The organism is Promicromonospora sp. NPDC050262 (assembly GCF_040655935.1).
Taxonomy (GTDB): domain Bacteria; phylum Actinomycetota; class Actinomycetes; order Actinomycetales; family Cellulomonadaceae; genus Promicromonospora.
The window spans coordinates 119,027-144,669 of the sequence record NZ_JBFAKX010000004.1 but is presented as its reverse complement, the minus strand read 5'-3'; the positions used below and the strand labels follow the sequence as shown (position 1 = coordinate 144,669).

At 71.7% G+C, this 25,643-nt stretch carries 19 protein-coding genes; 7 read left to right on the top strand and 12 right to left on the bottom strand.

Annotation, left to right across the window (positions count from 1 at the left end):
• Positions 1–3: 3 nt before the first annotated feature.
• Positions 4–615 (bottom strand): dTDP-4-dehydrorhamnose 3,5-epimerase, encoded by a 612-nt coding sequence (gene rfbC, locus AB0I29_RS08030; protein ID WP_285102771.1) that lies wholly within the window; start codon positions 613–615, stop codon positions 4–6.
• A 54-nt stretch (positions 616–669) separates the two neighbouring features.
• Between rfbC and rfbD the strand changes: the two genes are divergently transcribed.
• A complete protein-coding gene (gene rfbD, locus AB0I29_RS08025; protein ID WP_285102773.1) occupies positions 670–1,542 on the top strand; it encodes a dTDP-4-dehydrorhamnose reductase in 873 nt (290 codons plus the stop codon).
• Positions 1,543–1,587: 45 nt separating this feature from the next.
• Here the strand turns inward: rfbD and rfbA are convergent, their stop codons facing one another.
• Positions 1,588–2,451: a glucose-1-phosphate thymidylyltransferase RfbA gene (rfbA, locus tag AB0I29_RS08020; protein WP_285102774.1), complete on the bottom strand. Its 864-nt coding sequence runs from the start codon at positions 2,449–2,451 to the stop codon at positions 1,588–1,590.
• Positions 2,452–2,695: 244 nt separating this feature from the next.
• On the opposite strand from rfbA, the gene AB0I29_RS08015 reads away from it, so the two are divergent.
• From AB0I29_RS08015 to AB0I29_RS07995, 5 genes are all read left to right on the top strand, one after another.
• A complete protein-coding gene (locus AB0I29_RS08015) occupies positions 2,696–3,769 on the top strand; it encodes an LCP family protein (protein ID WP_357480139.1) in 1,074 nt (357 codons plus the stop codon).
• Positions 3,770–4,092: 323 nt separating this feature from the next.
• The gene (locus AB0I29_RS08010) at positions 4,093–5,916 is read left to right on the top strand and encodes a glycosyltransferase (RefSeq protein WP_357480697.1); all 1,824 of its coding nucleotides are present in this window, start codon (positions 4,093–4,095) and stop codon (positions 5,914–5,916) included.
• A gap of 21 nt (positions 5,917–5,937) precedes the next feature.
• Positions 5,938–7,188 carry a UDP-N-acetyl-D-mannosamine dehydrogenase gene (gene wecC, locus AB0I29_RS08005; protein WP_285102776.1) on the top strand — a complete coding sequence of 417 codons (1,251 nt, stop codon included), beginning with the start codon at positions 5,938–5,940 and terminating at the stop codon, positions 7,186–7,188.
• A gap of 461 nt (positions 7,189–7,649) precedes the next feature.
• Positions 7,650–9,470, top strand: coding sequence for a glycosyltransferase (locus AB0I29_RS08000; protein WP_357480136.1), 1,821 nt, complete (start codon positions 7,650–7,652; stop codon positions 9,468–9,470).
• Between the two features lie 6 nt (positions 9,471–9,476).
• Positions 9,477–11,468: a glycosyltransferase gene (locus AB0I29_RS07995; RefSeq protein WP_357480133.1), complete on the top strand. Its 1,992-nt coding sequence runs from the start codon at positions 9,477–9,479 to the stop codon at positions 11,466–11,468.
• Positions 11,469–11,498: 30 nt separating this feature from the next.
• Here the strand turns inward: AB0I29_RS07995 and AB0I29_RS07990 are convergent, their stop codons facing one another.
• The 8 genes from AB0I29_RS07990 to AB0I29_RS07955 are packed head-to-tail and all read right to left on the bottom strand — an operon-like array spanning position 11,499 to position 21,723.
• Complete coding sequence (locus AB0I29_RS07990; protein WP_285102780.1) at positions 11,499–12,719, bottom strand: hypothetical protein; 1,221 nt, start codon at positions 12,717–12,719, stop codon at positions 11,499–11,501.
• 35 nt (positions 12,720–12,754) lie between these two features.
• Complete coding sequence (locus AB0I29_RS07985; protein ID WP_357480128.1) at positions 12,755–14,074, bottom strand: glycosyltransferase family 4 protein; 1,320 nt, start codon at positions 14,072–14,074, stop codon at positions 12,755–12,757.
• A gap of 2 nt (positions 14,075–14,076) precedes the next feature.
• Positions 14,077–15,462 carry a DUF6270 domain-containing protein gene (locus AB0I29_RS07980; RefSeq protein ID WP_285102784.1) on the bottom strand — a complete coding sequence of 462 codons (1,386 nt, stop codon included), beginning with the start codon at positions 15,460–15,462 and terminating at the stop codon, positions 14,077–14,079.
• The gene (wecB, locus tag AB0I29_RS07975) at positions 15,459–16,634 is read right to left on the bottom strand and encodes a UDP-N-acetylglucosamine 2-epimerase (non-hydrolyzing) (RefSeq protein ID WP_285103159.1); all 1,176 of its coding nucleotides are present in this window, start codon (positions 16,632–16,634) and stop codon (positions 15,459–15,461) included. The genes AB0I29_RS07980 and wecB overlap by 4 nt, the downstream gene beginning before the upstream one ends.
• 17 nt (positions 16,635–16,651) lie before the next feature.
• The gene (locus AB0I29_RS07970) at positions 16,652–17,779 is read right to left on the bottom strand and encodes an ABC transporter ATP-binding protein (protein ID WP_285102786.1); all 1,128 of its coding nucleotides are present in this window, start codon (positions 17,777–17,779) and stop codon (positions 16,652–16,654) included.
• Positions 17,769–18,668 (bottom strand): ABC transporter permease, encoded by a 900-nt coding sequence (locus tag AB0I29_RS07965; protein ID WP_285102788.1) that lies wholly within the window; start codon positions 18,666–18,668, stop codon positions 17,769–17,771. Before AB0I29_RS07965 ends, AB0I29_RS07970 begins: the two co-directional genes overlap by 11 nt.
• Positions 18,665–20,413 (bottom strand): glycosyltransferase, encoded by a 1,749-nt coding sequence (locus AB0I29_RS07960; protein ID WP_357480122.1) that lies wholly within the window; start codon positions 20,411–20,413, stop codon positions 18,665–18,667. Before AB0I29_RS07960 ends, AB0I29_RS07965 begins: the two co-directional genes overlap by 4 nt.
• Entirely contained in the window at positions 20,413–21,723 is a 1,311-nt protein-coding gene (locus AB0I29_RS07955) for a glycosyltransferase family 4 protein (protein WP_357480119.1), read from the bottom strand. Before AB0I29_RS07955 ends, AB0I29_RS07960 begins: the two co-directional genes overlap by 1 nt.
• Positions 21,724–21,845: 122 nt before the next feature.
• Between AB0I29_RS07955 and AB0I29_RS07950 the strand changes: the two genes are divergently transcribed.
• Complete coding sequence (locus AB0I29_RS07950; RefSeq protein WP_357480116.1) at positions 21,846–22,916, top strand: LCP family protein; 1,071 nt, start codon at positions 21,846–21,848, stop codon at positions 22,914–22,916.
• Positions 22,917–22,930: 14 nt separating this feature from the next.
• Here the strand turns inward: AB0I29_RS07950 and AB0I29_RS07945 are convergent, their stop codons facing one another.
• Together AB0I29_RS07945 and AB0I29_RS07940 are read right to left on the bottom strand one after the other, a co-directional pair.
• Entirely contained in the window at positions 22,931–24,640 is a 1,710-nt protein-coding gene (locus AB0I29_RS07945) for a phospho-sugar mutase (protein WP_357480693.1), read from the bottom strand.
• A gap of 77 nt (positions 24,641–24,717) precedes the next feature.
• Positions 24,718–25,557, bottom strand: a complete 840-nt coding sequence (locus AB0I29_RS07940) for a purine-nucleoside phosphorylase (RefSeq protein ID WP_285102795.1) — start codon at positions 25,555–25,557, stop codon at positions 24,718–24,720.
• Between the last annotated feature and the right edge of the window lie 86 nt (positions 25,558–25,643).

Here is a 25,643-nt window from a genome sequence, read left to right as displayed (position 1 = left end):
TGGCTAGGGACCGGCGAGGTAGCTGGTGACCGACTCCATGGTGGGGAGCAGGCCCTTTTCCCTGGCCTCGGCGAGGCTGGGGGCTGCCTCGTCCTTGTCCGAGAGCAGGGGCTTGAGGGGGGTGCCGTCGCGGGCCGTGGTGGGCCAGGTGATGGCGAGGTCCTCGTCGAGGGGGTGGACGCCGTGCTCGCGGCCCGGGGCGTAGCCGCTCGAGCAGAGGTAGAGCACCGTGGAGCCGTCTTCGAGGGACATGAAGGCGTGGCCCAGGCCCTCGGACAGGTAGACGGCGCGGCGGTCGACGTCGTCCAGGAGCACGGCGTCCCAGGTGCCGAAGGCGGGCGAACCCACGCGGAGGTCCACGACGACGTCGAGCACCGCGCCGCTGACGCACATGACGTACTTGGCCTGGCTGGGCGGCACGTCGGCGAAGTGGACGCCGCGGACCACTCCGGCGGCCGACACCGAGCAGTTGGCCTGCTGCAGGTCGAAGGCGTGCCCGACGGCGTCGGCGAACGGGCCCGCCTTGAACGCCTCCAGGAAGAGTCCGCGCGGATCCCCGAACTGTTTCGGGGTGATCTCGAAGGCGCCGGGCACGGTCAGCTCGCGGTACTCCATGGAACTCCTCGCGTGGTTCGTCGGCGGTCCTGCGGCCCTGGTTAGGATCCTAGGGTGACCAGCGGACGCAGCACGGCACAGCAGTGGGTGGTCTTCGGCGCGGCGGGCATGCTCGGCCAGGACATGGTGGCCGCCGCCCGTGGCGCGGGCCACGAGGTGGCCGGGATCCGCCGGTCCGACGTCGACATCACCGACGCGTCGGACGTGCTCGCCGCGGTGGCGGGTCACGACGTCGTCGTCAACTGCGCGGGCTGGACCGCCGTCGACGACGCCGAGACGCACGAGGCGGAAGCCTTCGCCGCCAACGCGACCGGGCCCGCGCACCTCGCGCGCGCCGCCGCGGCGTCCGGGGCGCGCCTGGTCCACGTGTCCACGGACTACGTGTTCGACGGCGGCGCGACAGAGCCCTACGCCGAGGACGCGCCGGTGGACCCCCGGTCGGCCTACGGACGGACCAAGGCCGCCGGCGAGTGGGCCGTGCGGGCGTACGCGCCGGACGCCCTCGTGGTCCGGACCGCGTGGCTCTACGGTGCGGGCGGCAAGTGCTTCCCTCAGACCATCGCGCGGGTGGCGGGGGAGCGGGACCGGCTGAGCGTCGTGGACGACCAGACCGGTCAGCCCACCTGGACCGCGGACCTGGCGGACCTGATCGTGCGGCTCGTGGCGGCACGGGCGCCCGGCGGGCTGTACCACGGGACGGCGTCGGGCCAGGTGACGTGGCACGGGTTCGCCCGCGAGGTGGTGGCGGCCGCCGGGCAGACGACGCCGGTGGACCCGACCACGAGCGCCGCCTACCGGCTCCCGGCGCCCCGGCCGGCGTTCTCGGTGCTGGGGCACGACCGGCTCCGGGAGGTCGGCGTGGAGCCGATCGGCGACTGGGCCGACCGCTGGAAGGCCGCGGCGCCGACGGTGCTGGGGACCCGCTGAGCGCGTGGCGCTCCGCCCCGGCGGTCGGGCGCCGCACCCCGGCGGTCAGGACTCCAGGAGGCTCAGCAGGTAGGTGCCGTAGCCGGACTTGGTGAGCTTCTCCGCCCGGGCGCGCAGGTCGTCGTCGGACAGGAAACCGCGGCGCCAGGCGACCTCCTCCGGGGCGCCGATCTTGAGGCCCTGGCGTCGCTCGATGGTGCGGACGTAGTCCGAGGCCTCCAGCAGCGAGTCGAAGGTCCCCGTGTCGAGCCAGGCGGTGCCGCGCGGCAGCACCTCGACCTGGAGCCGGTCCTGGCGCAGGTACTCGGCGTTGATGTCGGTGATCTCGTACTCGCCGCGTGCCGAGGGCTCGAGCCCCTTGGCGATGGCCACGACGTCGTTGTCGTAGAAGTACAGGCCGGGCACGGCGTAGCTCGACTTGGGGCGGGCGGGCTTCTCCTCCAGCGAGAGCGCCTTGCCGTGCTCGTCGAACTCGACCACGCCGTAGGCGGTGGGATCGGCGACGCGGTAGGCGAAGACCGCACCCCCGTCGAGGTCTGCGAACCGGGTGAGCTGATGGCCCAAGCCGGGGCCGTAGAAGATGTTGTCGCCCAGCACGAGCGCGGCCGAGTCTGCGCCGAGGAACTCCTCGCCGAGCACGAAGGCCTGGGCGAGGCCGTCGGGCGACGCCTGCGTCGTGTAGGTGATCGAGATGCCGAACTGCGAGCCGTCGCCGAGCAGCCGCTCGAACTGGCCGGCGTCGTGCGGGGTGGTGATGACCAGGATGTCGCGGATCCCGGCCAGGATCAGGGTGGAGAGCGGGTAGTAGATCATCGGCTTGTCGTAGACGGGCACGAGCTGCTTGCTGATCCCCTGGGTGATCGGGTGCAGCCGTGTCCCTGAACCGCCGGCGAGAATGATTCCGCGCATGAGCCGGATCTTCCCACGCGGCGGCCGGTCACCGGAGGGTGGAACCGGCCGGTCGGAACGTGTTCTCCCGCTCTTCCCCCGTCGTCTTTCTCTCATCAGGAAATACCCGCGCAGAATTCACCCGGATGAAATCCTCTTCTCGCACACGGGCCGTTGTCGTGCAGGTCAGGGGCAGGGTGAACCACGGGTGATCTCTTTCGCAGGGTGATGCGGCGCCGGTCCTCCGAGCGGTACTCAGATGGGTATGCATGGACCTGATGGAGTCAGCGACCTCCTTACCGCGCCGCGCCCCGCCGAACCCGAGCCGGCTCCCGCGCGTCGCCGTCGCCGGGGCAAGGGGTTCGTCGCGCTGGTGATCATCGGCGCCCTGGTGCTCGTCTGCGCCAGCGGGGCCATGGCCTACTACGGCTACAAGATCTCGCTCGACGAGAAGATCGAGCGCATTGACGACCCGTTCGCCGACATCGACGAGGCCGCCCGCCCCGAGCCGGCCCCCGTGGAGGGCACCGCCGCGCCCGTGAACATCCTGGCGCTCGGCTCCGACAGCCGGATCTCCGCCGGCGACCCCTCCGCCTGGGAGCTCGGCGCGCAGCGCACCGACGCGATCCTGCTCCTGCACCTGTCGGGGGACCGGAAGTCGGCCGCGGTGATCTCGATCCCGCGGGACTCCTGGGTGGACATCCCCGGCTTCGGCGAGGGCAAGATCAACTCGGCGTTCTCGTTCGGCGGCCCGGGCCTGATGGTCCAGACGGTCGAGGCCCTGACCGGGGTGCGCATCGACCACTTCGCGGTGAGCGACTTCGAGTCCTTCACGACGCTCACCGACACCCTCGGCGGCGTGGAGATCACGGTGCCCGACGGCGGGGGCGGCTCGGTGGAGCAGACGATGACGGGCCAGGAGGCGCTGGAGTTCACGCGCGAGCGGTACGCGCTGGCGAACGGCGACTTCGGTCGCGTGCAGCGGCAGCAGGCCTGGATGCGGGCCATCGCCTCGAAGGCCACCGAGAACAAGAGCGACCTGCTGAAGATGTCCAAGTTCCTGGAGGCGGCGGTCCGGGCCGTGGCCGTCGACCCGGACCTCACGATCGACCGGATGCTGGAGCTGGCCGTCAGCGCCAAGGACCTCTCCACCAGCGACATCACGTTCCTGACCGCGCCCTACTCGGGGACCGGCCGCAGCGACGACGGGCAGTCCATCGTGCTGCTCGACCGGGACGCGCTCGACCCGCTCATGGCGGCCGTGGCGCGCGATGAGCTGCCCGTCTACCTGGCGGAGTCGCCGGGCGGGATCGACACGCTGCCCGCCGTCGTGGAGTAGCCGGGGCCGCCGCGCTGCCGAAAGTTGACCGGCCGAAATATTGCCCGGGTGAATCTCTGCTCCTTTCACCCGCTTTCGGCAATTGAGGGACATGGGCCGCTTGTAGCATCAGTTCACCAATGGCGCATCCTGGACCTCCGGCACCTTCCTTTCGCGCCTGGCGGGGTGCCCTTATCGCTGAATGCCTTCGGGCAGACAAGGACATTCTTGCCGTGAAGGATCGTGCGCCGGGCGTGGTGCGAGGGCTCCGTCGTGCGGTGTGGCACCTGCGCCACGGCGGCCTCGACCAGCTGCGGACGCATCTGCGCAGGCAGCGGGTGCCGATGGCCGGGCAGGTCGGCGGTTCGCGCCTGACGAAGGACGGGCTGACGTTCGACCCGTGGCCGGCCCGCCCGACGTCGGGCCTGGCGGCCCGCGGCACTGCGGCCGGGCGCGACCCCGTCGGCGGGCCGCGCGCCCTGCGGGTCGGCGTCATCCTGGACGACTTCTCGCGGCTCGCGTTCGCGCCCGAGTGGGACCAGGTGCCGCTGACCCCCACGACCTGGCGGGACGAGCTGGCGAGCGGCCTGGACCTGCTCTTCGTGGAGTCCGCGTGGAACGGCAACGCCGGCGCGTGGCAGTACCACCTGACCGGCACGTCGGCCCCGCGGCCGGCCCTCGTCGAGCTCGTCGCGGCCTGCCGCGCGGCGGGCGTGCCCACGGTGTTCTGGAACAAGGAGGACCCAGTCCACTTCGCGGACTTCCTCGACGCCGCCCGGCTGTTCGACCGGGTCTACACCACGGACGTCGACCGGGTGCCCGCCTACGTCGAGGCCCTGAGCCACGACCGGGTGGGTGTGCTGGAGTTCGCCGCGCAGCCCGCGATCCACAACCCCGTGCGGCTCCACGGCCGCGGTCCGGAGCGCGACGTCGCGTTCGCCGGGATGTACTTCGCGCACAAGTACCCGGAGCGGCGCGAGCAGATGGACCTGCTGCTCGGGGCGGCGCTCGACGTCTCGCCCAAGATGGGGCACGGCCTGGAGATCTTCAGCCGGTTCCGCGGCAAGGACGAGAAGTACCAGTTCCCGGCGCCGCTGGACGGGCGCGTCGTCGGCTCGCTCGACTACGACCGGATGCTGACCGCCTACCGCGAGTACAAGGTCTTCCTCAACGTGAACTCGGTGGTCGGCTCGCCGTCGATGTGCGCGCGCCGGATCTTCGAGATCACCGCCTCCGGCACGCCCGTCGTCTCGACGCCGAGCGCGGCCGTGGGGGAGTACTTCCCCGGCGACGAGGTCTTCGTCGCCGGGACCCGCGAGGCCGGCGCGCACGCGATCCGGGCGCTCGTGCGCTCGCCCGAGCTGCGCGACCGGGCGGTCCACAAGGGCCAGCGCCGCATCTGGCGCGAGCACACCTACGCCGTCCGCTCGCAGAAGGTGCTGGCCGACGTCGGCCTGGCCGGCTCGCCCGTCGTCGCCCGGCCGACCGTGACCGCCCTGGTCTCCACGAACCGCCCGCACCAGCTCGACCACGTGCTCGGCGTGCTCGGCGCCCAGGAGGGCGTGGACCTGCAGGTCGCGCTGCTCACGCACGGTTTCGAGGCGGACGACGCCGACCTGCGCGCCCGCGCCAAGGAGGCCGGTATCGGCTCGCTGGAGCTGCTCTCGGCGACGGCGGACGTGCCGCTGGGCACGTGCCTGAACCTGCTGCTGGACGCGGCGGACGGCGACGTCGTGGCCAAGATCGACGACGACGACCTGTACGGCCCGCAGTACCTGTCCGACCAGCTGTACGCGCTGGCGTACTCCGGCGCGGACGTGGTGGGCAAGCAGGCGCACTACATGTACCTCGAGGGCGCCGACGCGACGATCCTGCGGTTCGCGGACCGCGAGCACCGGTACACCGACCGCGTGATGGGGCCGACGATCGTCGCTGCGCGTGAGACCGCTTCCACCGTGCGCTTCCGCCCGCTGGGGCGTGGCGAGGACACGGCCTTCCTGGCCGACGTCGTCGAGGCGTCCGGGACCGTCTACTCGGCCGACCGGTTCAACTTCATCCAGGTGCGCTCGGCCCCGGGCGGGCACTCGTGGTCCGTGACGGAGGCCGAGCTGCTCGCGAGCGGCGAGCTCCGGCACTACGGACGTGCGGCGACGCACGTCATGTTCTGAACGTACGAAAGAGAGAACTCAATGGGTATCAGCACCGTTGCCGTGATCGGCCTCGGTTATATCGGTCTGCCGACGGCCGCGATCCTGGCGGCCAACGGTGTCGACGTCATCGGCGTGGACGTCAACCAGACGACGGTCGACGCCGTGAACCGCGGCCAGGTGCCGTTCGTCGAACCTGACCTGGCCGGGTACGTCTCGGCTGCGGTGACCGGTGAGCGGCTCCGTGCCGTGTCCGCACCGGAGGAGGCCGACGCGTTCGTCGTGGCCGTGCCCACGCCGTTCACCGGCGACCACGAGCCGGACCTCAGCTACATCAGGTCCGCGGCGGAGGCGCTCGCGCCCAGGCTGCGCGGCGGCGAGCTCGTGGTCCTGGAGTCGACCTCGCCGCCCGGTGCCACCGCGCAGATGGCGCAGTGGATCCTCGACGAGCGCCCGGACCTCAGCCTCGACGGCTCCGGCTCGCGGCCGGTGATCCACGTGGCGCACTGCCCGGAGCGCGTGCTGCCGGGCCGCGTCATGGTCGAGCTCGTCACGAACGACCGGATCGTCGGCGGCCTGACGCCGGAGGCCGCGCAGCGAGCCCGCGACCTGTACCGGGTCTTTTGCCAGGGCGAGATCCTGCTGACCGACGCGGTCACCGCCGAGCTCGCGAAGCTCGTCGAGAACTCGTTCCGCGACGTGAACATCGCCTTCGCCAACGAGCTCTCGGTGATCGCGGACCGGCTCGACGTCGACGTCTGGGAGCTCATCCGCCTCGCGAACCATCACCCGCGGGTCAACATCCTCCAGCCCGGCCCCGGGGTGGGCGGGCACTGCATCGCCGTGGACCCCTGGTTCATCGTGGACGCCGCTCCGGAGGAGGCGCGCCTGATCCGGGCGGCGCGCGAGGTCAACGACGCCAAGCCCGAGTGGGTGCTCGACAAGGTGCGGGCGGCCGCGCAGGGCATGACCGAGCCGACCATCGCCGTGCTGGGGCTCGCGTTCAAGCCGGACATCGACGACCTGCGCGAGTCGCCGGCCCGCCGGATCGCGGGGCGGCTGGCCGACGAGTTCGCCGAATCCGACGTGCTGGTCGTCGAGCCGCACATCGAGGAGCTGCCCAAGGAGCTGGCCAACCGGCGGAACGTGCTGCTCACCACGCTGGAGGACGCGGTGCCGAAGGCCGACGTGGTGGTGCTGCTCGTGGACCACTCGGCGTTCAAGCACGCGGACACGGAGGCCCTGGGGCTGGGCACGACGCCGCTGGTCGACACGCGCGGCGTGTGGGGGTGACCGTGCGATCACGGATCAGGCGTGTCCTGGGCAGAGCGCGGCGCGCGCTGGTGGCGAGGATCCAGCCGGTCGCAGTCGCCGCTGCGCTCTGTGGAGCCGTGGCCACCGCGGTGGTCGGGACGCTGACGCGGTCCTGGGCACTGACGGCCTTCGTAGCGGTCGTCTCGCTCGCGCTCGCAGCTGCGGTCCACGTGCAGCATCGCAGTGTCCGTGTGCACCTGGCCGCCATCCATGCCTCCACCCGTGCACTGACCCGGAAGGCCGGCCACCCCGACCAGAGCGGCAGTCGCGGCGTCACCGCTCGGCAGGCGGCCTCTCCGACGCCACGGGCCGCGGGTACGGTTCCTGCCGTACCGCCGAAGCAGCCGGGAGGTGCGGCTGCCGCTCCAACGGCCCCCGTCCGACAGCTCCGCACGGGCCGAGGTGGTTCACCGCTGGCCGTCGAGAGCTGGCACGTGCGGGTGGACGACGACTCGGCGACCACCGCGCTGGTGACCATCTCGCCGGACGAACCGACCACGTTCACCGTCCCCGTGCGCGGTGGCGGACGGCTCGAGGCGGAGTTCTCGCTGCGTTCGCCGTCGGCGGCCCCCAACCCCCGGGCACTGCAGGTGGACACACAGTACGTCCGCGCCGACGGCGAGCCGGTCGGCCATCCGGTGCCCACGACCACCTTGCCCTACGTACCTGGCGCACTCCGCCGGAAGACCAGCCTCGTGGTACCCGACTCGGCCGCAGCGGTGCGCTTCACGGTGCGCAAGGCGGGCGGGAACATCCCGTACCGGCTCGTCAACAGCGTCGAGGTGCGGCAGGAGTCGCTGGCGGCGGGCCGACGCGAGGCCCAGGACGTGCGGGTGGCGTTCATCGCCGACACCTTCACCTTCAACTCCTTCCGTGACGAGTGCGACGCGGTGGCGCTCGACCCCGCTCGATGGCGGGAACAGTTCGAGGAGCACGCTCCCGAGCTGTTGTTCTGCGAGTCAGCCTGGGCGGGCGTGACGCCGGAGCGGGAGTGGCGCGGCAAGGTCTACGCAACCAACGCGTGGGCGCACGAGAACCGTACGGCTCTGCTCGAGATCGTCGCCCACTGCCGGGCGAACGGGATACCGACGGTCTTCTGGAACAAGGAGGACCCGAGCCACTACTACGACCGCAGGCACGACTTCGTCCGGACAGCGACGCAGTTCGACCACGTGCTGACGACCGACGAGGCGTGCGTGGACCGCTATCGGGTCGAGTGGGGCGCTCGCAGCGTCGGCTGCCTTCCCTTCGCCGCTCAGCCACGGCTCTACAACCCGTCCGATGCGGTCGAGCGCGAGCCGGGCAGCATCGTCTTCGCCGGTAGCTGGTACACGTATCACGTCGCGCGGAGCGCAGCGATGGCATTGGTCTTCGACCGGATCCTCGAACAAGGACTCCGCCTCGACATCTACGACCGGTACCACGGTGGCGACGACCCGCATCACTTCTACCCTGAGCGCTACCGGGGTCTGACCCGGGCGGCCGTCCCGCACAGCGACCTTGCCCAGGTGTACAAGAAGTACGAGTTCGGGCTGAACTTCAACACCGAGACCCGCTCGCGGACCATGTTCGCGCGTCGGGTGTTCGAGCTCGCCATGTCTGGAACCTTGGTCGTCTCCAACTATTCCGCGGGCGTGGAGCGGTACTTCGGCGAGGGTGTGATCTTCGCGGACAGGGAGCCCGACCGGGTCCGCGACATGGACGCGGCCGACCGCCTGCGTCTGCGCGAGAAGAACCTCGACCTGGTCCTCAAGGACCACACCTACGCCCGGCGCTTCCGACAGGTTCTCGACCTGGTGGGGATCTCGTACGAGCCCGACGACGGCTCGGTCGACCTCCTGGCCACGGCGAGCGATCGCAAGACCGTCGAGAGTGTCCTCGACACCCGCAGGTCCTTCGGTGACCACGTTGCCCGCACGGTCGTCGTGGTGCCGCGCACCGTCGACCCGTCAACGGTCCAGGAGCTTTACGGCTACGCCGGAGATCACGTCCAGGTGGTCGCAGAGCCGTTCGTCGAGGCGGCGCTCGCGCGCGGGAGGAGCCGGCAGGCGCTCGTGCTGGGCAGTCGGCCGGTCTCGCTGACCGACCTGGACCGTGGCCTGCTGCACCTGGCATATGCCGACGGCGGAGTGGCGCTGGCCGGCACGCGTGACTACGACTACGGCGGTGTCGGCGACGAGGTCTCGGTGCTGCTGCCGCAGGGCGCCGCCGTGCGACTGGTGCTCGATGGCACCGTCCGTGAGCGGCTCTACCGCATCTGAGGAGACATGGAAGCAAGAACTGCCGCAGGCCCGAGGGACGTCCAGCTCTCGATCATCATTCCGGCGTACAACGCGGAGGCGACCCTCCGGTCCGCCCTGTCCTCTGTGTCGGAGCTGGACGAACATGGCGTGGACTACGAGGTCGTCGTGATCGACGACTGCTCGACGGACGCCACGGTCGAGGTCGCCGAACGCCTCAGCTCGGGACGCCCGAGCTGGCGGGTGGTGCGGCTGCCCAACAACACTGGCTCGCCGTCGGCACCACGCAATGCGGGAGTCGACGCGGCGCGCGGGGAGTTCGTCTACTTCCATGACTCGGACGACGAGCTGCTGGCGGCCGGTGTCGCAGTAGCGCTCGACGTCGCCGTCCGCAACGGGTCCGATCTCGTGCGAGGTCCTTTGCTGGTGCGCGACGACATGGGCGAGACCTACGTCGGCAACCGCCTTGCGGATGCTGCGGAGGACGGTGACCGGGACCAGCTGATCGAGCGCATCTTCGCCGAGCAGAGCACCACGCCTCCGGCCATCATCCGTCGGCGGCTCCTGGCGGATCACCAGATCCGGTGGGATCCGGACGTCCGCATGGGCGAGGACACGCTCTTTCTCGCCGAGGTCGTGCTGCGGGCGGACTCGGTCCACTACTCGGACGCGCCGCTCTACGTGTACGACCGCCGGCTACGGGACGCGCGCTCCTCGACGCAGGCTTATGACGACGCCGCCCTCCGTAACCACTTGCACGTCTGGACGTCGGTGCAGCGACTGCTCGCCGAGCGCGGGATCGACTATCTGGCGGGACGCGGGCGGATCGGGGTCCGCGAGGCACTCGTCGCGCTCTATACACGGCGGTCCGGGAGCATCGCGCGAGACACGTTCGTGCGGCTGCAGGACTTTCTGCGAAGGTACGACGGCGTGCTTGGCGCCGACACGTTCAAGCCCCGCATCCAGGAGATCTACCGGATGGCGAGGGACGGCGCGTACGAGGCGTTCTGCGACGTCATCACGCCGAGACTGCTTGTCGCCGGCTACGACCTGAAGTTCATCATGGGAGCTCTGCCCCGCCTCGGGGACGACTTCGTCACCATGGTGGACGAGTGGGAGGGCCACGACCGGCACGACGCCAAGCGGTCCGAGCGCCTGCTGGCTTGGGCAGACATCGTGTTCTGCGACTGGCTGCTCGGGAACGCCACCTGGTACGCGCGGCATGTGCGACCCGAACAGGTGCTCGTCGTTCGGGGCCACCGCTTCGAGCTCGAGCGGAACTTCGGCTTCGATCCGGTGCTCGACCGGGTGGACCGGTTCTACTCGGTGTCGGTGAAGACGCTGGAGGACTTCCTGCAGGTCTTCCCCATCCCACGATCCAGGGCGCGGCTGCTGGCCAACTGGGTCGACGTGGACTCGTACGCCGTGGCCGACGACCCGGAACGGGTCTACCGTCTGGCCATCGTGGGTGCGGTCCCGGAGCGCAAGGGAATGCTCCGCGCTCTCCAGGTCCTCGCCGACCTCCGGGCGTCGGACGAGCGCTTCCACCTGCACGTGTACGGCAAGGCCGCGCACGAGGTCGACTGGATCTGGAAGGACGACGCCGAGCGGGACTACTTCGAGCGGTGCGATCGCTTCGTCGAGCAGCACGAGCTCGCTCCGGCCATCACCTACCACGGTTGGGCGGACATGCGCTCGGAGCTCGCCACTACGGGCTGGGTCCTGTCGACCAGTGAGGACGAGAGCTTCCACCTCGCACCGGCCGAGGGCTTCGCGGCGGGTGGACAGGGCCTGGTCCTGGACTGGCCGGGCGCCGAGTACGTGTATCCGCCCCGGTTCGTCTTCCGCTCGGTCGACGAGATGGTGTCGTACGTCGAGAAGAACCTCGACGCGGACACCTACGTGGAGGGCGTGGCGGAGGGGCGAGAATTCGTGGTGGAGAACTACGACCTCGAACGGTTCGCCGATCGGCTGACCGTCGACCTCAACGCCCTGTTGACACGGCGCAGCACGCGGTGACCTCCGGCCCGGTGACCTGGTGGCGGCAGGTCACCGGGTCACCGGCACCTCGAAGCGCGCCTGCTCGACGATCACGTTCCGGACGAAGCAGGAGACCGAGGTGGCTCGCCGTGCCGTCGTCCCGGTGAGCTCGATGCCAGGTTCCGGCGTGTACCAGATCTTCTCGAGCACCCCGTCCGGGCTGTTGACGTAGAACGCGAAGGTCAGGCCGGCCGGGGGCCGGACGAAGTCGATGCGGTATCCGTCGGGGGTCGACGAGAGAGCGAAGTCCTCGCCCGTGATCTCGCCCAACGACGCGATTCTCGCGCCGAAGAACTGCGGGAAGGTCGTGGACACCGACTCGTAGGCGGCCTGCGGCGTCGCACCCGCGAGCAGCGCACGGGTGGCGAGCAGCGTCACCTCGCGTGGCGGCGCGGAGTGCCCGCCGCCCCAGTCACCGATGGCCACGACGCCGGCCCCGTCGGTCAGGACGCCCTGTTCGACCGTCATCTCCCGCCGGGTGGCGTACGGCCTCGCATGCTGCTCCAGGTGCCAGTCGCCCGTGTTCTGCAGCACCAGCGTGGCCGATCGGTCGTCCGCGTCACCGAGCAGCGTCCTGATGCCCCGCCCTTCGAAGTACGCGCGGAGCGTCTCACGTTCCTGGGGGTCGCCCGGGTCGAGCCGACTCGTCCGTGCCTCCGGAAAGGCGCTACGGACGTAGTCCGCGACCGCCGTGACCTCGTACGCCAGCAGGTCGGTCTGAGGGTTCCACGCGAGTGCCCGTGCGCGCTTCCCGACGGCGTGGGCGGCGCTGAGCGCGGCGAAGCCACCGCCGCTGCCGCCGATGAGTAGCAGGTCGACGTCGTAACGTTCGACGATGCCGGCGAGCAGGCCATGGAGGGCCCGCTCGGCGTGAAACCTCGAACAGCCCGCGTACCACGCGAGCTTGAGGTCACCATGGTCGCTGATGGTCGGGTCGGCGACGCTGATGGAAGCGGTGCCCAGCTCGGTGCTGATGCCTTGGCCGGAAAAGTACGGACCGAGTGCGCCGTTGCGCTCCTTCGTCGCGCCGGAGAAGATCACCGGCACCGTGGCCGGACCGTCCTCGCCCAGCGGCCGTCCGTAGAACGATACGTCCAGCGTCCCGTCCGGGAACGAGATGGAGTGCAGCCCGGTGTCATGGCCCGGCGTGGCCAGGAACGCAACCAGGCTCTCCCAGCGGCGCACCGGCCGCTTCCACTGGGCGAGGTCGACGGGGGAGTGAGCGTGCACGACGTCTCCGGGCGGTGTGGTGGGTTGAGGCGGGGTCACGAGCCCGGGGTGAGGTCGACCATGACCTGCTGGATCGACCCCTGACGGTCCTTGACGAAACAGCGCACCCCCGTGGCGGCGGCCGCTTCCTCCTGGCGCAGGTCAAGCCAGTAGTTGGCCCCGTACCAGTCGGCACGCAGCCGCTCGGAGCCCTGCATCACGTAGAAGGCGAACTCGCTGCCGCGGGGGTCACCGGCGAAGATCACGCGGACAGCGCCCTGGGCCCGTTCGACGCGGAACTGCGGCGTGCTCCGGGGGCCCTCCGCGACCGCCAGCTCGTGGATCGCGGCCAGCGCGAGGTCCAGTGCCTGAGGGTTGAACCGCGACCGGGTCAGCCGCATCCCGCTCACGGCGTGCCGCTGGCGTGCCTCGGCGTCCGTGGCGATCTCGACGCAGTGGTCGTGGAAGGCCGCCCCGGAGACACGTGCGCCGTCCGTGCCGTAGAGCAGGGTCGACGTGTCGCCCGTGGGCGACAGCGCGTAGGTGCCCGTGCCCTGTGCCACGACGGCGGGCAGGCCGACGGCGATGGCGTCGATCGCGTCCCGACCCGCGGCGACCACGGCATACGCCCGGCCGTAGAGCTCACGGGTGGCCGTGGCGTCCAGATGCCCGTGGACGACGACGTCCGGGGCACCTGGCGCCAGGCAGGCCTTGGCGAGCTGCGCCGTGATGTCGGGGCGGGTGGCGCCCGAACCAGCCAGCTCGATGCGCCACCCGAACCGCTGCTCACCGGATGCGCGCTCGATGAACTCGTTGAGGAGCTCGAGGGCGGGGTCGAAGTCCTTGGTCAGGTTCGCGTGCACGGCCAGGACCAGCGCCCGAGGATCGTGCTTCGCCTGCTGCTGCGGCATCGCGTCAGCGCGCAGGCGGTTCTCGACCACGTGCACCCGGTCGGCCGGGATGCCGCTCACGCCCCGCAGACGGTCGGCGACCGAACCGGTGACCGCGACGAGAGCGTTGGCCTGGTTGTGCCAGGTGTCGATGTCGTCCAGGTAGGGGCCATGGAACGTCGCGACGAGGGGGAGCTCGTGCTGGGCGGCGAACCGGGTGGCGAACTTGCGCGCGGCAAAGGGATGGGTGTGCACCAGGTCCCAGGGGCCACGCCGTGCCGCGGCTTCGCTCGCGGCCTCAAGGTCGGCGAAGTCGACGAGGAACCCGTCCACCCCGCGTGCGGCGAGGCGATCCAGGTACGGCTGCGACGAGGTGGCGACGACCACCTCGGCATCGCGTTTCCTGCCTGAGACGGCGATCTCTTCGCAGTGATCGTGGATGTCCCCGTCGGCGCCGTTCAGGCTCACCGGCATCAGAATGCGCATCATCAGATCCTTGCGTGCCGTCGGGCGTCGGTCAGGGTCGTGTGCATCCGCTCCATGGCTCGGCGGAGCACCGCGTCACCGTCGTGCATCAGCAGGAAGCTGCCGGTCCGGGTGACCGTGCCGAGCAGCTTGAGGGTCAGGTCCACCTGCTCCGCGGTGTGCCGGGCCGTGAGATGTTCCGCCTCGGCGAAAGCATGCACGTCGACCTTCTTAAGGCCCGGCACCGTGACCGACTCGGGGAACTCCGGGTAGACCACGACCAGCTCTGAGGCCCTGTCGGCCGCTGCCACGAGCAGGGCGCACACAAGACCGTCGCCGGCCGTCAGATAGGTACGGTCCTTCCCGGTCCGGGCCGTGACCTGGGCGAGCTGTGCTGCGGCCGACTCCGCCCCGGCTGCATCGAGCGCGGGTCCCTGAGCTGTCACGGTGACGACGTTCAGGTTCCCACCACCGACGTTGGCGACCATGTCGTCGAGGAGCGCGGCGAGGCTGGCGTGCTGGCTCGTCGTCTTCACGAGCACCACCGTCGGGGCCTCGGCAGAGGCACTCCGGATCAGCTCGACGGTTGGAGGTGCCGTGAGCGCTGCAGCGCTGGAAGGCGCCTGGTGCGCCGTGACCTGCTGTGGCGCTCCGCTGGAGGCCGGGCCCGCATGCGGTGGAACGAACTGGGCTATCGCCTGAGCGAAGTACGTGTAGACCGGCCCCGCGAAGTGGAAGGGCGCGAGCCCCCACTGATGACCGGTGTCCGACCTGGTGTCTGCCAGTCGCACGGTCCGCAGGCCGAGATAGTTCTCGAGCAGGTCGACATAGCGCTGCTGGAAGTAGTTCGCGTCGGACGGGGTGTAGCCGTAGCTGTCGCCGCTGTACTGTCCGTCGACCGTGTACTCGGCCCAGTTCGGCGCCAGGACGAGCGTCCGTTCGGTCAGCTGCAGGCGGTCGAGCTCCGCGCGCAAGGTCTGGGCGGCCCAGCCGAACACCTCGAAGTGCTCGTCGGTACCGAATCGCAGGTAGCGGGTCGACGCGTCGGAGATCTGCGGCGTCAGGCCGGCACCGTCCAGCTCGATCGACCGTGTGACGTATGAGCCGTCCGGCATCTCGAAGACGCCGGCGCGCTCGTCCGTCAGGTCGACGAGGACCAGGTCCGTGTCCGCGGCATGGCGGCCGAGGCTCTCGTAGAGGCTGCCGCTCAGGGCGCCCTGCACCATGCGCTGCTGGAACCGCGAGGAGATGACGGACAGGTCCAGCGGGTACGCGAGCGGCGGTCGGGCGGCCGAGATCATCGACTGGCGCGCGACGTAGTCGACCAGCCCGTACCCGTCCTGTGGCAGGGCGTTGAACGTGTCCCGCGACACGCACGAGCCGTAGACGAAGACCCTGGTGGCGCTCATGCCCCGCCCTCTGCGCTCGCTGTGGTCAGCTCCCCGCTCAGGTCGAAGTCGGGCAGCAGGTCGGGCAGCACGGGCGTGAGCATCCGTGCCGTCGCCTCGATGGTGCGGGCGGCGCTCTGGCCGTCGCCGTACGGGTTCACCGACTGGGCCATGGCGGCGTAGGCGGTCTCGCTGGTCAGGAGCCGGGCCACCTCGGCCACGATGCGGTCCTCGTCGGTGCCGATGAGCCGGGCGGTGCCGGCCTCGACCGCCTCCGGACGCTCCGTGTTGTCGCGCATGACGAGCACCGGCTTGCCGAGGCTGGGCGCCTCCTCCTGGAGCCCGCCCGAGTCGGTGAGCACCAGTGTGGACAGTGACAGCAGGTGCGTGAACTCGCCGTACGCGAGCGGTTCAGTCACCGTGACGTTCGCGAGCCCGTCCAGGTGGGGCAGCACCGCCTCGCGGACCACTGGGTTGCGGTGCACCGGCAGCACGATCTCGGTGTCGGGGAAGCGGCGGGCGATGCGTGCCAGGGCGCGGCCGACGCCCTCCATCGCGTCGCCCCAGTTCTCCCGCCGGTGGGTGGTCACCAGGACGAGCCGGCGCTCCGACGCCGCCACGCGCTCGACCGCGGGGTCCGTGAAGGCTGTGCGGCGCTCCACCGCCATGTACAGCGCGTCGATGACGGTGTTGCCGGTCACGGCGATGTCCTCGAGCTGGACGCCCTCCGCCACCAGGTTGGCCAGGCTGCGCAGGGTCGGGGCGAGGTGCAGCGAGGCGATCTGCGACGTGATCTTCCGGTTCGCCTCCTCCGGGAACGGCGACATGATGTCGCCGCTGCGCAGCCCCGCCTCCAGGTGCACCACGGGGATCTGCCGGTAGAACGCCGCGAGGGCCGCGGCCGTCGACGTCGACGTGTCGCCCTGCACGACCACGGCGTCCGGCTTCAGCTCCGCGAGGATCGGGTCGAGCCGCTCCATGACGCGCGCGAAGATCTGGGCGAGTGTCTGGCCGTGGCTCATGATGTCGAGGTCGTGGTCCGGCACGATGCCGAAGATCTCGTTCACCTGGTCCAGCATCTCGCGGTGCTGCCCGGTCACGACCGTGACCGAATCGAACTCCTCGCTTGCCTCGAGCGCCTTGATCACAGGGGCGACCTTGATCGCCTCCGGCCGCGTGCCGTAGACCGTCATGATGAGCGGGCGGGTGGTCACATGTCCTCCTGAGCAGTGCTTCTCGTGCGTGCGGCTCGTTCCAGAGCCTTCAGTTCCTTGCCGGTCGGCCGCGCGTGCCGTTCCCGCACCCGCCCCTTGGGCGGTTCCGGCGCGTCGATCCGAACCTGCGTCTCGCGGCGCTCAGCGAACGCCTCCTCGAGGATCCGCCTGGCCTCCTCGGGCTGGTCCTTCGCGAAGGCCCACGCCCACTTGCGGTAGCGGACGGCGACGTCCTGCGCCTCACCGTCGAGCACCAGGCGGCCGTGGTGCAGCCAGATGGCGCGGGTGCAGGACTCCTCGATGGTCTGCGCCGCGTGGCTCACCAGGAACACCGTGCCCGCCTGCTCGCGGAGCCTGGTCATCCGGGCCTCGCTGCGCTCCTTGAACGCGGCGTCGCCGGTGGCCAGGGCCTCGTCGATGAGCAGGATGTGCGGGCGCGCCGCCGTCGCGATGGCGAAGCGCAGGCGCGCCGCCATGCCCGAGGAGTAGGTGCGCATGGGCAGGTAGATGGACTTGCCCAGGCCGGCCAGCTCGATGACGTCCGGGATCGCGGCCTCGGCCTCGGCCGGGGACAGTCCCATGGCCAGGCAGCCGAGGCGCACGTTCTCCTCGCCGGGCAGGTCGGGCACCAGGGCGGCGTTCACGCCGATGAGCACGGGCGTGCTCTCGGCGAGCACCTGTCCCTTGGTGGGCTTCTCCAGGCCCGCGATGATCCGCAGCAGGGTGCTCTTGCCGGAGCCGTTCTGCCCCACGAGACCGATCTGCTCGCCGGAGTTCGCGACGAACGAGATGTCCGTGAGGGCGCGCACCGTCACCTTGGGCTCCTGGCCCAGCACGTTGAGCACGGCGCGCTTCACCTTGGCGCGGCGGCCGTGCGTCGTGTCCGTGGACGGCGTCCGGTAGAACATCCGCAGGCCCTGCACGGCCACCGTGGGCCACAGCACGGGAGTGCTCCCGGACCGCGGCGCGACGGCGGCGAGCTGGCCCGTGTGCGGCGGCGCCTGGACTGACATCGGGATGGCGCCGGTGAGTGGCTGCTGGGCCGCCTGGGCGGGCACGGGCATCGACGCCGGGCCGTTCCGGCCGAGCGGCGGGGGCATCGGGTAGTCGAGGTCAGCGGCCATAGCTCTCCTCCGCCCGCCAGAAGACGACGAACCCGACCACGAGCAGCCCCACGCTCCAGCCGCCGAGCCATACCCAGCGCATCAGGTCGGGCGTCGTGGCGTACAGGACGCAGTCCCGCACGATGTCCAGCACGATGAACATGGGGTTCGCTTCGAGCCACTTCCGTTGGACAGGGTCGTCGATGAGGTTGTCGAACGAGAAGAACACCGCCGAGGCGTACAGCCAGACGCGCATCACCATGCCGATGAGGTTGGTGATGTCCGGCAGGGCGGCAGCCCACCGCGCCACCAGGAGGGCGAGCCCCGTGGTGAACATGACCTGCAGCGCCAGGGCGGCGGGTACCAGCGCGAGGCGCCAGGTGTACTGCTCGGCCGGCGCCGTGAGATAGATCAGTGCGGCCAGGGTGACCAGCGTGGGCCCGAGGTTGAGCAGGTTGCGCAGCACCACCGAGATCGGCAGCGCCGCGCGTGGGAACGTGAACGCCCGGATCAGGTTCTTTCCGGTCTGCACCGACCGCGCGCCACCGTTGATCGACTGCGTGGTGAACTGGAAGAGGAACACGCCGATCAGCAGATAGCCGATGAAGTTGTCGATACCATGCGAGCTCTTCATCAGCACGCCGAACACCAGGTAGTAGACCGTCCCGTCGATCAGCGGGTTCAGCACCAGCCAGGCCTTGCCCAGCAGGCTCTGCCGGGTCCCGCTGGCGACCTTCGCCCGCGCGTCCGCCCACAGGAAGTGCCGGCGCTCCCACAGGAGCCGCACGTACTGCCCCAGCGGCGGTCGCGCTCCCACACGCGACAGGTTGCCGAGCGTGACCAGCTTCGTCGTCGTCGGTGAGGCGTCGAACAGGGCCGCGTACGACCCGGTCTCGGGGCCCGCGCTCATGCCGTCACCCCCAGGCACTGCCGGTAGACGCCCAGGTAGGTCTCCGCGTTACGCACCCATGTCCTCTCCGTAGCCACCCTGTGGCCCAGCTCCACCAGCTCGGCCCGCCGGCCGGTGTCGGCCAGGAGCGAGCCGACGGCGTCGGCCCAGCCCTCCAGGTCGCCGGCGTCGACGTGCAGTCCCGCGCCCCCCACCGCCTCGACGAGCGCGGGCAGCGCGCTCGCCACCACCGGCCGTCCCACCGCCATGGCCTCGACCGGCTTGAGCGGCGTCACCAGGCGTGTCACCTCGTGGTCGCGCCGGGGCACCAGCACGACGTCGAGCGCGGCCAGCCACGTCAGGGCGACGGCGGGCGGCACCCGGCCCGGGAGCACCACGTGGTCGGCCACGCCGAGCTCGCGCGCCAGCCGCGCCAGCCCGGGCCGCGAGACGCCGTCGCCGACCAGCAGGCCCGTCACGTCGTGGCCCCGCGCGCGGAGCGTCGCGACCGTGCGGACCACGGTCTCCAGGCCCTCGTAGTCGACCAGGCTGCTCACGGTCCCGATGGCGGGACCGGCGGGCAGGCCGAGGGCCGCGCGCGCCGCCTCCGGCGTGGGGTGGTGCGCGGTGAGCAGCGCGTCCGGCACGGCGTTCGGCACCACCGTGATGCGCCCGGCGGGCACGCCCCGCGCCACGAGCGCGTCGCGCATCGTGCCGCTGAGCGTCACCACCGCGTCCGCGGCCAGCGCCAGCTCGGTCTCCTTCGCCTGCATCAGTGCCCGACGGCGGGACGCCGCTGCCCGTGCCCGGGCCTCGGGTGTGCCGTGCGCCGCCACCCAGGTCTCCTCCGGCAGCCCGCGGACCTCGTAGACCCACGGGATCCCGGCGCGCCGTGCCGCCGCCCGGGCCAGCGACCCGACGGCCGACGGCGTGGTGGTGTGCAGCACGTCCGCCCCGACCTCGCGTGCGGCCGCGACCAGCAGGTCCGTCTCCTGCGCGGCGCGGCGTGCGGCGTCGGACTCGGCGCGCGCCGGGACGAGCCGGCGGTAGGCGACGCCGTCGACGACGTCCGTCCCGCGCGCCGCGAGCGAGCCGATGGTCAGCGGGTAGCCGGGCCGCGTCGTCGCCGACGCCGCGAGCCCGTGCGCGCGCTGCGCCACGAGGATCGCGTGCGAGCGCAGCGTGTAGCCGCTCTGGGTGTGCGGCAGGGAGTTGGTCAGGTGGTGCAGCACGGTGACGGGACGGGACCCGCCGGGTGCGGCGGCGTCCGGCGTGGCGGTGCCGCGCGCCGGCTCGGCGGCCCGGGGGTCCTCCGGCGGACCGGGGCGCAGCTCGGCCACCTGCGCGCGCAGCCCGGCGGGCGCGTCCGGCCCGATCGATTCGACGTCGCCCAGCAGCCAGGCCGCGCGGTAGCGCGCGGGGCCCGCCGCGGCGACGCCGTCGACCAGCTCGGGGCGGCCCACCGCCACCGCGACCTCCGCCGCGACCCGGCGGCTCCGGCCCGTGGGGCGTGCCAGCAGCGCCTCCGCCTCGCCGGCGGCGCCCGTGGCGTCGCCCGCGAGCATGCTTCCGAGGGCGTGCCGCGCGGACGGCGCCGGCGCGAGGCGCAGGGCGCCCACCAGCGGGCTGCGCACCCGCTCGGGAGCGCGCCGGGCGGCCTGGACGGCGAGCCACAGCGGGTCCTCGACCACGGTGCGGGCCACGAAGGACGTGGTGAAGCGCAGGTTGCGCGCGAGCTCGCCCGCGCGCCGGAACGGTCGTGCCATCAGAACCGGGCCCCTCGTTCGGCAGGCTCGGGCCGCAGCGGGTGGGGGAGCAGCTCGTCGAGCAGCTCCGCGTACCGGTGGCCCAGCACCTCGTCGCTCGCGTGCTCGGCGACCCACGCGGCGGCGTCGGGGGAGGCGGCGGGCACCACGCCGTCGGCCAGCCAGCCGCACCACAGGTCGGCGAGGCCCTCGACGTCGCCGGGGCGCACGACGGCGCCCGCGCCGTTCGCCGAGACGAGGCTCGCCGCCTCGCCGGCGAGGCACGCCGACGCGACGACGCCGGACGCCATGACCTCGTACAGCTTGGACGGGACGGTCCACTCGAACGGGGCCCAGTCCCGCAGGGAGACGACCGTGGTGTCGGCCCAGGCGTAGAGCTCGCGCACCTGGGTGGACGGCACGGACGGCTCCACGCGCACGGGAGCGCCGAGCTCGGCGGCCAGCCGGCGCAGCGGCTCCAGCTCGTTGCCGTGCCCCACGATCCGCAGGTCCAGCGCGTACCCGCGCTCCTGGACCAGGGCGGCGGCGCGGACCGCGACGTCCAGACCCTGCGACCGGCCCACGGTGCCCGCGTACACGACCCGCAGGGGGCGGTCCCCGAGCGTGACGGGGGCGTGCTCCCGGACCGGCTCGAACGCCGTGCCGTTGCGCACCACCGCGACGTTCCGGACCCCGCGTGAGCGCAGCACCTCCGCGAACGCGGCGGTCGTGGTGACCACGAGATCCGCCCGGGCCTGCAGCCGGGTGACGGTGCGGTGCACCACGCGCGCCGCGAGGTCGCGGAACACCCGGCGCAGGTCGCCCGAGCGGCCCCGGCGCAGCAGGATGCCGCTGGGCTCGATCAGGTCGGGCCAGGCGTCGCGCATCTCCACGACGAGGCGGGCCCGGTGCAACCGCGCGAGGGCCCAGCCGGCCACGACGCTCGGGATGCCCGGGACGGTGGCGATCACCACGGCCGGCCGTCCCGCGGACGGGCGCACCCCGCGCAGCACCGAGCTGACGGCGGCCACGACCTGGTCCGCGACGCGCGAACCGAGCCCGTGGGAATGCTCGCGGAAATTCACCCGGATGATCTTCTCGCCATGGGTGCCGGTGGTTACCGAACCCGGCAGGAAAGCGGGTGAATAATGGGTGATCTTTCCCGAGGGGTAGTGCGGCGGGGGCGTCAGAACCGTCACCGGATAACCCGCCGGGACCAGGTGCCCTGCCAGGGCTCCCCAGCGCCTCTGCGGGGCTCCCGACTCGGGTGCGTAGTGGTGTGTGACGAGGAGAATCGCGCGGTTCTGCGGGCGTCTGGCGCGTGCGACCACGCGGACTCTCCTCTCTGTTCGGCGGCTGGCCGAGGCGTATCGGAATTCACCCGCAAGCGCTTTCTCCGGTTGCGGTGCACGCATAAGAGTAGTAGTCGAAATCGCGACTAAGATCACCGGCCATGGCCGCACCCGATCGAATGAACGACTTTCTCTCCGCACCCAACCCCGTGGACGGGGGCCTGCGTCATGCGCGGCGCAGCCGGCGGGGCACGGGATTCGTGGCCGGAATCGTCGTCGGCGCACTGCTGCTGGTGGGTGGCGGCGCGACCGCCGCCTGGTTCGGCTACCGGGCCTCGCTCGACGACAACGTGGAGCGGCTCGACGCGTTCGAGGGCATCGACCCCTCGACCCGGCCCAGCGCGGCCCCCGTGGAGGGCCCGACCGCCCCCGTGAACATCCTGGTGCTCGGTTCCGACAGCCGGATCTCCGCCGGCGACCCGTCGGCCTGGGAGGCCGGCGCCCAGCGCACGGACGCGATCATGCTCGTGCACCTGTCGGCCGACCGGCAGAGCGCCGCGGCCATCTCCATCCCGCGCGACTCCTGGGTGCCCATCCCCGGCCACGGCGAGGCCAAGATCAACGCCGCGTTCTCCTACGGCGGCCCGAGCCTCATGATCCAGACCGTCGAGGACCTCACCGGTGTGCGCATCGACCACTTCGCCGTGACCGACTTCGAGTCCTTCACCACGTTGACCGACTCCCTGGACGGCGTGGAGATCACCGTGCCCGACGGCGCGGGCGGCTCGGTGCGCCAGGCCATGACCGGCGAGGAGGCGCTCGCCTTCGCCCGTGAGCGGCACGCGCTGGCGAACGGCGACTTCGGCCGCGTGCAGCGGCAGCAGGCCTGGATGCGGGCCATCGTGGCCAAGGCCAACAACAACCGGAGCGACCCGCTGAAGATGGCCTCGTTCCTCGGGGCCGTCACCAGCTCCGTGGCCGTGGACGAGGGGTTCACCTTCGACCGGATGCAGGAGCTGTTCCAGAGCGCCCAGGACATCTCGACGAAGGACATCACGTTCATGACCGCCCCCTACTCGGGCACGGGGCGCAGCGCGGACGGGCAGTCGATCGTGGTGCTCGACCGCGCGACGTTCGACCCGCTCATGCAGGCTGTGGCGGCGGACGAGCTGCCGGACTTCGTGGCCGCCAACGAGGCCGACATGGACGTGCTGCCCGCCGTGGTGAAGTAGCCCCTACGGGCCCCTCAGAGGCCCAGGATCGAGCGGAGGTCCGCCTGCACCAGGGCGAGGCGCCGGCGCGCGGCCACGCGCGCCGTGGACAGCTCCTCGGCGGACGCCGCGGGGTCGATCGGCGCGACCACCTCGATGTAGCACTTGATCTTGGGCTCGGTACCGCTGGGGCGCACGATCACCCGGGTGTCGTCGACGGTGAGCAGCACCACGCCGTCCGTGGGCGGCAGGCCGTTCAGGCCCTCGGCGAGGTCCCGCACGGAGTTCACGGGCGAGCCCGCCAGCTCCGACGGCGGCGCGTTGCGCAGCCACGTCATGGTCGTCTCGATCCGCGCGAGGTCCTCGAACCGCGCCGACACCTGACCCGTGACGTGCAGCCCGCAGGCCCGCGCGACGTCGTCGAGCCGGTCCAGGAGCGTGCGGCCCTCGTGCGCGAGCCGGTTGGCCAGCTGGGCGACGGCGACCGCCGCGGACAGCCCGTCCTTGTCCCGCACGTGCACGGGGTCCACGCAGTAGCCCAGGGCCTCCTCGTACCCGAACACGAGGCCCGGGCTGCGCGAGATCCACTTGAACCCGGTGAGCGTCGTGGCGTGCTGCAGGCCGTGGTGGTTCGCGATGGCGGCCAGCGCCCGCGACGACACGATCGAGCAGGCCAGGGTGCCGCCGGTACCGGCGCGCACGGCCCGTTCGGCCGCGTCCCAGCCCAGCAGCATGCCCACCTCGTCGCCGTGCAGCATGCGCCAGCCCTGCGACCCGGCCGTCTCCGCGCCCTGGTACGTGCCGTACTGGGGGTCGAACACGGCGACGGCGCAGCGGTCGGCGTCGGGGTCGTTGGCGATGACGAGGTTCGCGTGGGCGTCCTGCGCCAGGGCCAGCGCCATGTCGATCGCGCCGGGCTCCTCCGGGTTGGGGAAGGCGACCGTGGGGAAGTCCGGGTCGGGCGCGACCTGCTCCTCCACCGGCACGACGTCGTCGAAGCCCGCCTCCGCGAGCACACGGGCGATCGCGACGCCGCCCACGCCGTGCAGCGAGGTGGTGACGATGCGGAGCCTGGTGCGCGGCTCGCCGTCGTGCAGCGTGGCCACCGCCCGGTGGTACTCGTCGGTGATCTCCGGGCCGAGCACGGTCCAGCCGGACCCGGCGCGGGGCACGTCCTTGGCGGCGCCCACGTGGGCGATCTCGCCGGCGATCCGGGCGTCGTACGGCGGGACGATCTGGGCGCCCTGCCCGGGCCCGGCGACGACCCGTCCGCCCAGGTACACCTTGTAGCCGTTGTCGGCGGCGGGGTTGTGGCTCGCGGTGACCATGACGCCGGCGTCGGCGGCCAGGTGGCGCACCGCGAACGCGAGCACCGGGGTAGGCCCGGGCGCGGGCATGAGCAGCACCTCGGCCCCGGCCGCGACCAGCACGGCCGCGGTGTCCCGGGCGAAGTCGGCGGAGCGGTGGCGCGCGTCGTAGCCCACCACGACGCGCGGCGGCACGCCGGCGGCCTCCGCCCGGAGGAACGCGCCGAGCCCCGCCGCGGCGGCGATCACCACGGCGCGGTTCATGCGGTTGGGCCCGGCCGCCATCGCGCCGCGCAGGCCCGCCGTCCCGAACTGGAGCGGGCCGGAGAACCGGTCGGCGAGCTCGGCGACGGCCAGGTGGCCCATGTTCTCGTCGCCGGTCCGGGCGACGAGGCTACGCAGCTCCTCGATGTCGGACGCGTCGACGTCGGCGGCCATCCAGGCCTCGGCGCGCGCGACGAGCTCGGGCGCCGAAGGGGTTCCGGTGGCGGTCGGCAGGTCGGTGGACACGGGCGTCAGATCTGCTTGATCACTCGCGCGAGCAGGTCGCTGATGCGCGGCCCTGCCTCCTTGCCCGCCTCCAGCACCTCCTCGTGGGAGAGCGGGTGGGGGCTGATCCCCGCGGCCAGGTTGGTGGCCAGGGAGATGCCGAGCACGTCCATCCGGCAGTGCCGGGCGGCGATGGCCTCCAGCGCCGTGGACATGCCGACCAGGTCGGCGCCCATCAGGGAGGCCATCTTCACCTCGGCCGGCGTCTCGTACTGCGGGCCGTGGAACTGCGCGTACACGCCCTCGGGCAGGTCCGGGTCGACCGTCCGCGCGACGTCGCGCAGGCGCGGCGTGTACACGTCCGTCATGTCGGCGAACTTGGCGCCCTCCAGCGGCGTCTGCCCCGTGAGGTTCAGGTGGTCCTTGATGAGGACCGGCTGGCCGGGACGCCAGCCGATGTGCACGCTGCCGCAGCCGTTGGTGAGGATGACCGTCTCGCAGCCGGCAGCAGCGGCGGTCCGGACGCCGTGCACCACGCGGCGGGGCCCGAGGCCCTCGTAGAGGTGCGTGCGCGAGCCGAGGACGAGCGCGTGCCGGACGGCGCCGTCGGGCCGCTCGACGCGGATCGAACGGGTGGTGGACCGGTGGCCCTGGACCGCGGGGTGCACGAAGCCGGGGATCTCCGCGGTGGGGATCTCCGCGACGACGTCGCCGATCAGCTCGGCCGCACCGCCCCACCCGGACCCGAGCACGACGGCGATGTCGTGTCCCGGCACACCGGTCTTGGCGGCGATGTACTCAGCGGCGGCGGCAGCGACGTCGAACGGGTCGGTCGTCGGGTCGTCCAGATCTGGCTCCGTACTCATGGTCCGAGGTTATCGCCACTTTCCCCCGGGCACGCGCCCACGAGCGCGGCGGATCCGGGGTACTTCCCGGCGATGCGAGAATGGAC

Coding starts and splice junctions, on each gene's coding strand:
- AB0I29_RS07985 (WP_357480128.1), bottom strand. CDS start 14,074: ATGCGCATTCTGATGCCGGTGAGCCTGAACGGCGCCGACGGGGACATC.
- AB0I29_RS07965 (WP_285102788.1), bottom strand. CDS start 18,668: ATGAGCGCGGGCCCCGAGACCGGGTCGTACGCGGCCCTGTTCGACGCC.
- AB0I29_RS07960 (WP_357480122.1), bottom strand. CDS start 20,413: ATGGCACGACCGTTCCGGCGCGCGGGCGAGCTCGCGCGCAACCTGCGC.
- AB0I29_RS07995 (WP_357480133.1), top strand. CDS start 9,477: ATGGAAGCAAGAACTGCCGCAGGCCCGAGGGACGTCCAGCTCTCGATC.
- AB0I29_RS08015 (WP_357480139.1), top strand. CDS start 2,696: ATGCATGGACCTGATGGAGTCAGCGACCTCCTTACCGCGCCGCGCCCC.
- wecB (WP_285103159.1), bottom strand. CDS start 16,634: ATGACGGTCTACGGCACGCGGCCGGAGGCGATCAAGGTCGCCCCTGTG.
- wecC (WP_285102776.1), top strand. CDS start 5,938: ATGGGTATCAGCACCGTTGCCGTGATCGGCCTCGGTTATATCGGTCTG.
- rfbC (WP_285102771.1), bottom strand. CDS start 615: ATGGAGTACCGCGAGCTGACCGTGCCCGGCGCCTTCGAGATCACCCCG.
- AB0I29_RS07980 (WP_285102784.1), bottom strand. CDS start 15,462: ATGAGCGCCACCAGGGTCTTCGTCTACGGCTCGTGCGTGTCGCGGGAC.
- rfbA (WP_285102774.1), bottom strand. CDS start 2,451: ATGCGCGGAATCATTCTCGCCGGCGGTTCAGGGACACGGCTGCACCCG.
- AB0I29_RS07945 (WP_357480693.1), bottom strand. CDS start 24,640: ATGGCCGCCGACGTCGACGCGTCCGACATCGAGGAGCTGCGTAGCCTC.
- AB0I29_RS07940 (WP_285102795.1), bottom strand. CDS start 25,557: ATGAGTACGGAGCCAGATCTGGACGACCCGACGACCGACCCGTTCGAC.
- AB0I29_RS08010 (WP_357480697.1), top strand. CDS start 4,093: ATGGCCGGGCAGGTCGGCGGTTCGCGCCTGACGAAGGACGGGCTGACG.
- AB0I29_RS07970 (WP_285102786.1), bottom strand. CDS start 17,779: ATGGCCGCTGACCTCGACTACCCGATGCCCCCGCCGCTCGGCCGGAAC.
- AB0I29_RS07950 (WP_357480116.1), top strand. CDS start 21,846: ATGGCCGCACCCGATCGAATGAACGACTTTCTCTCCGCACCCAACCCC.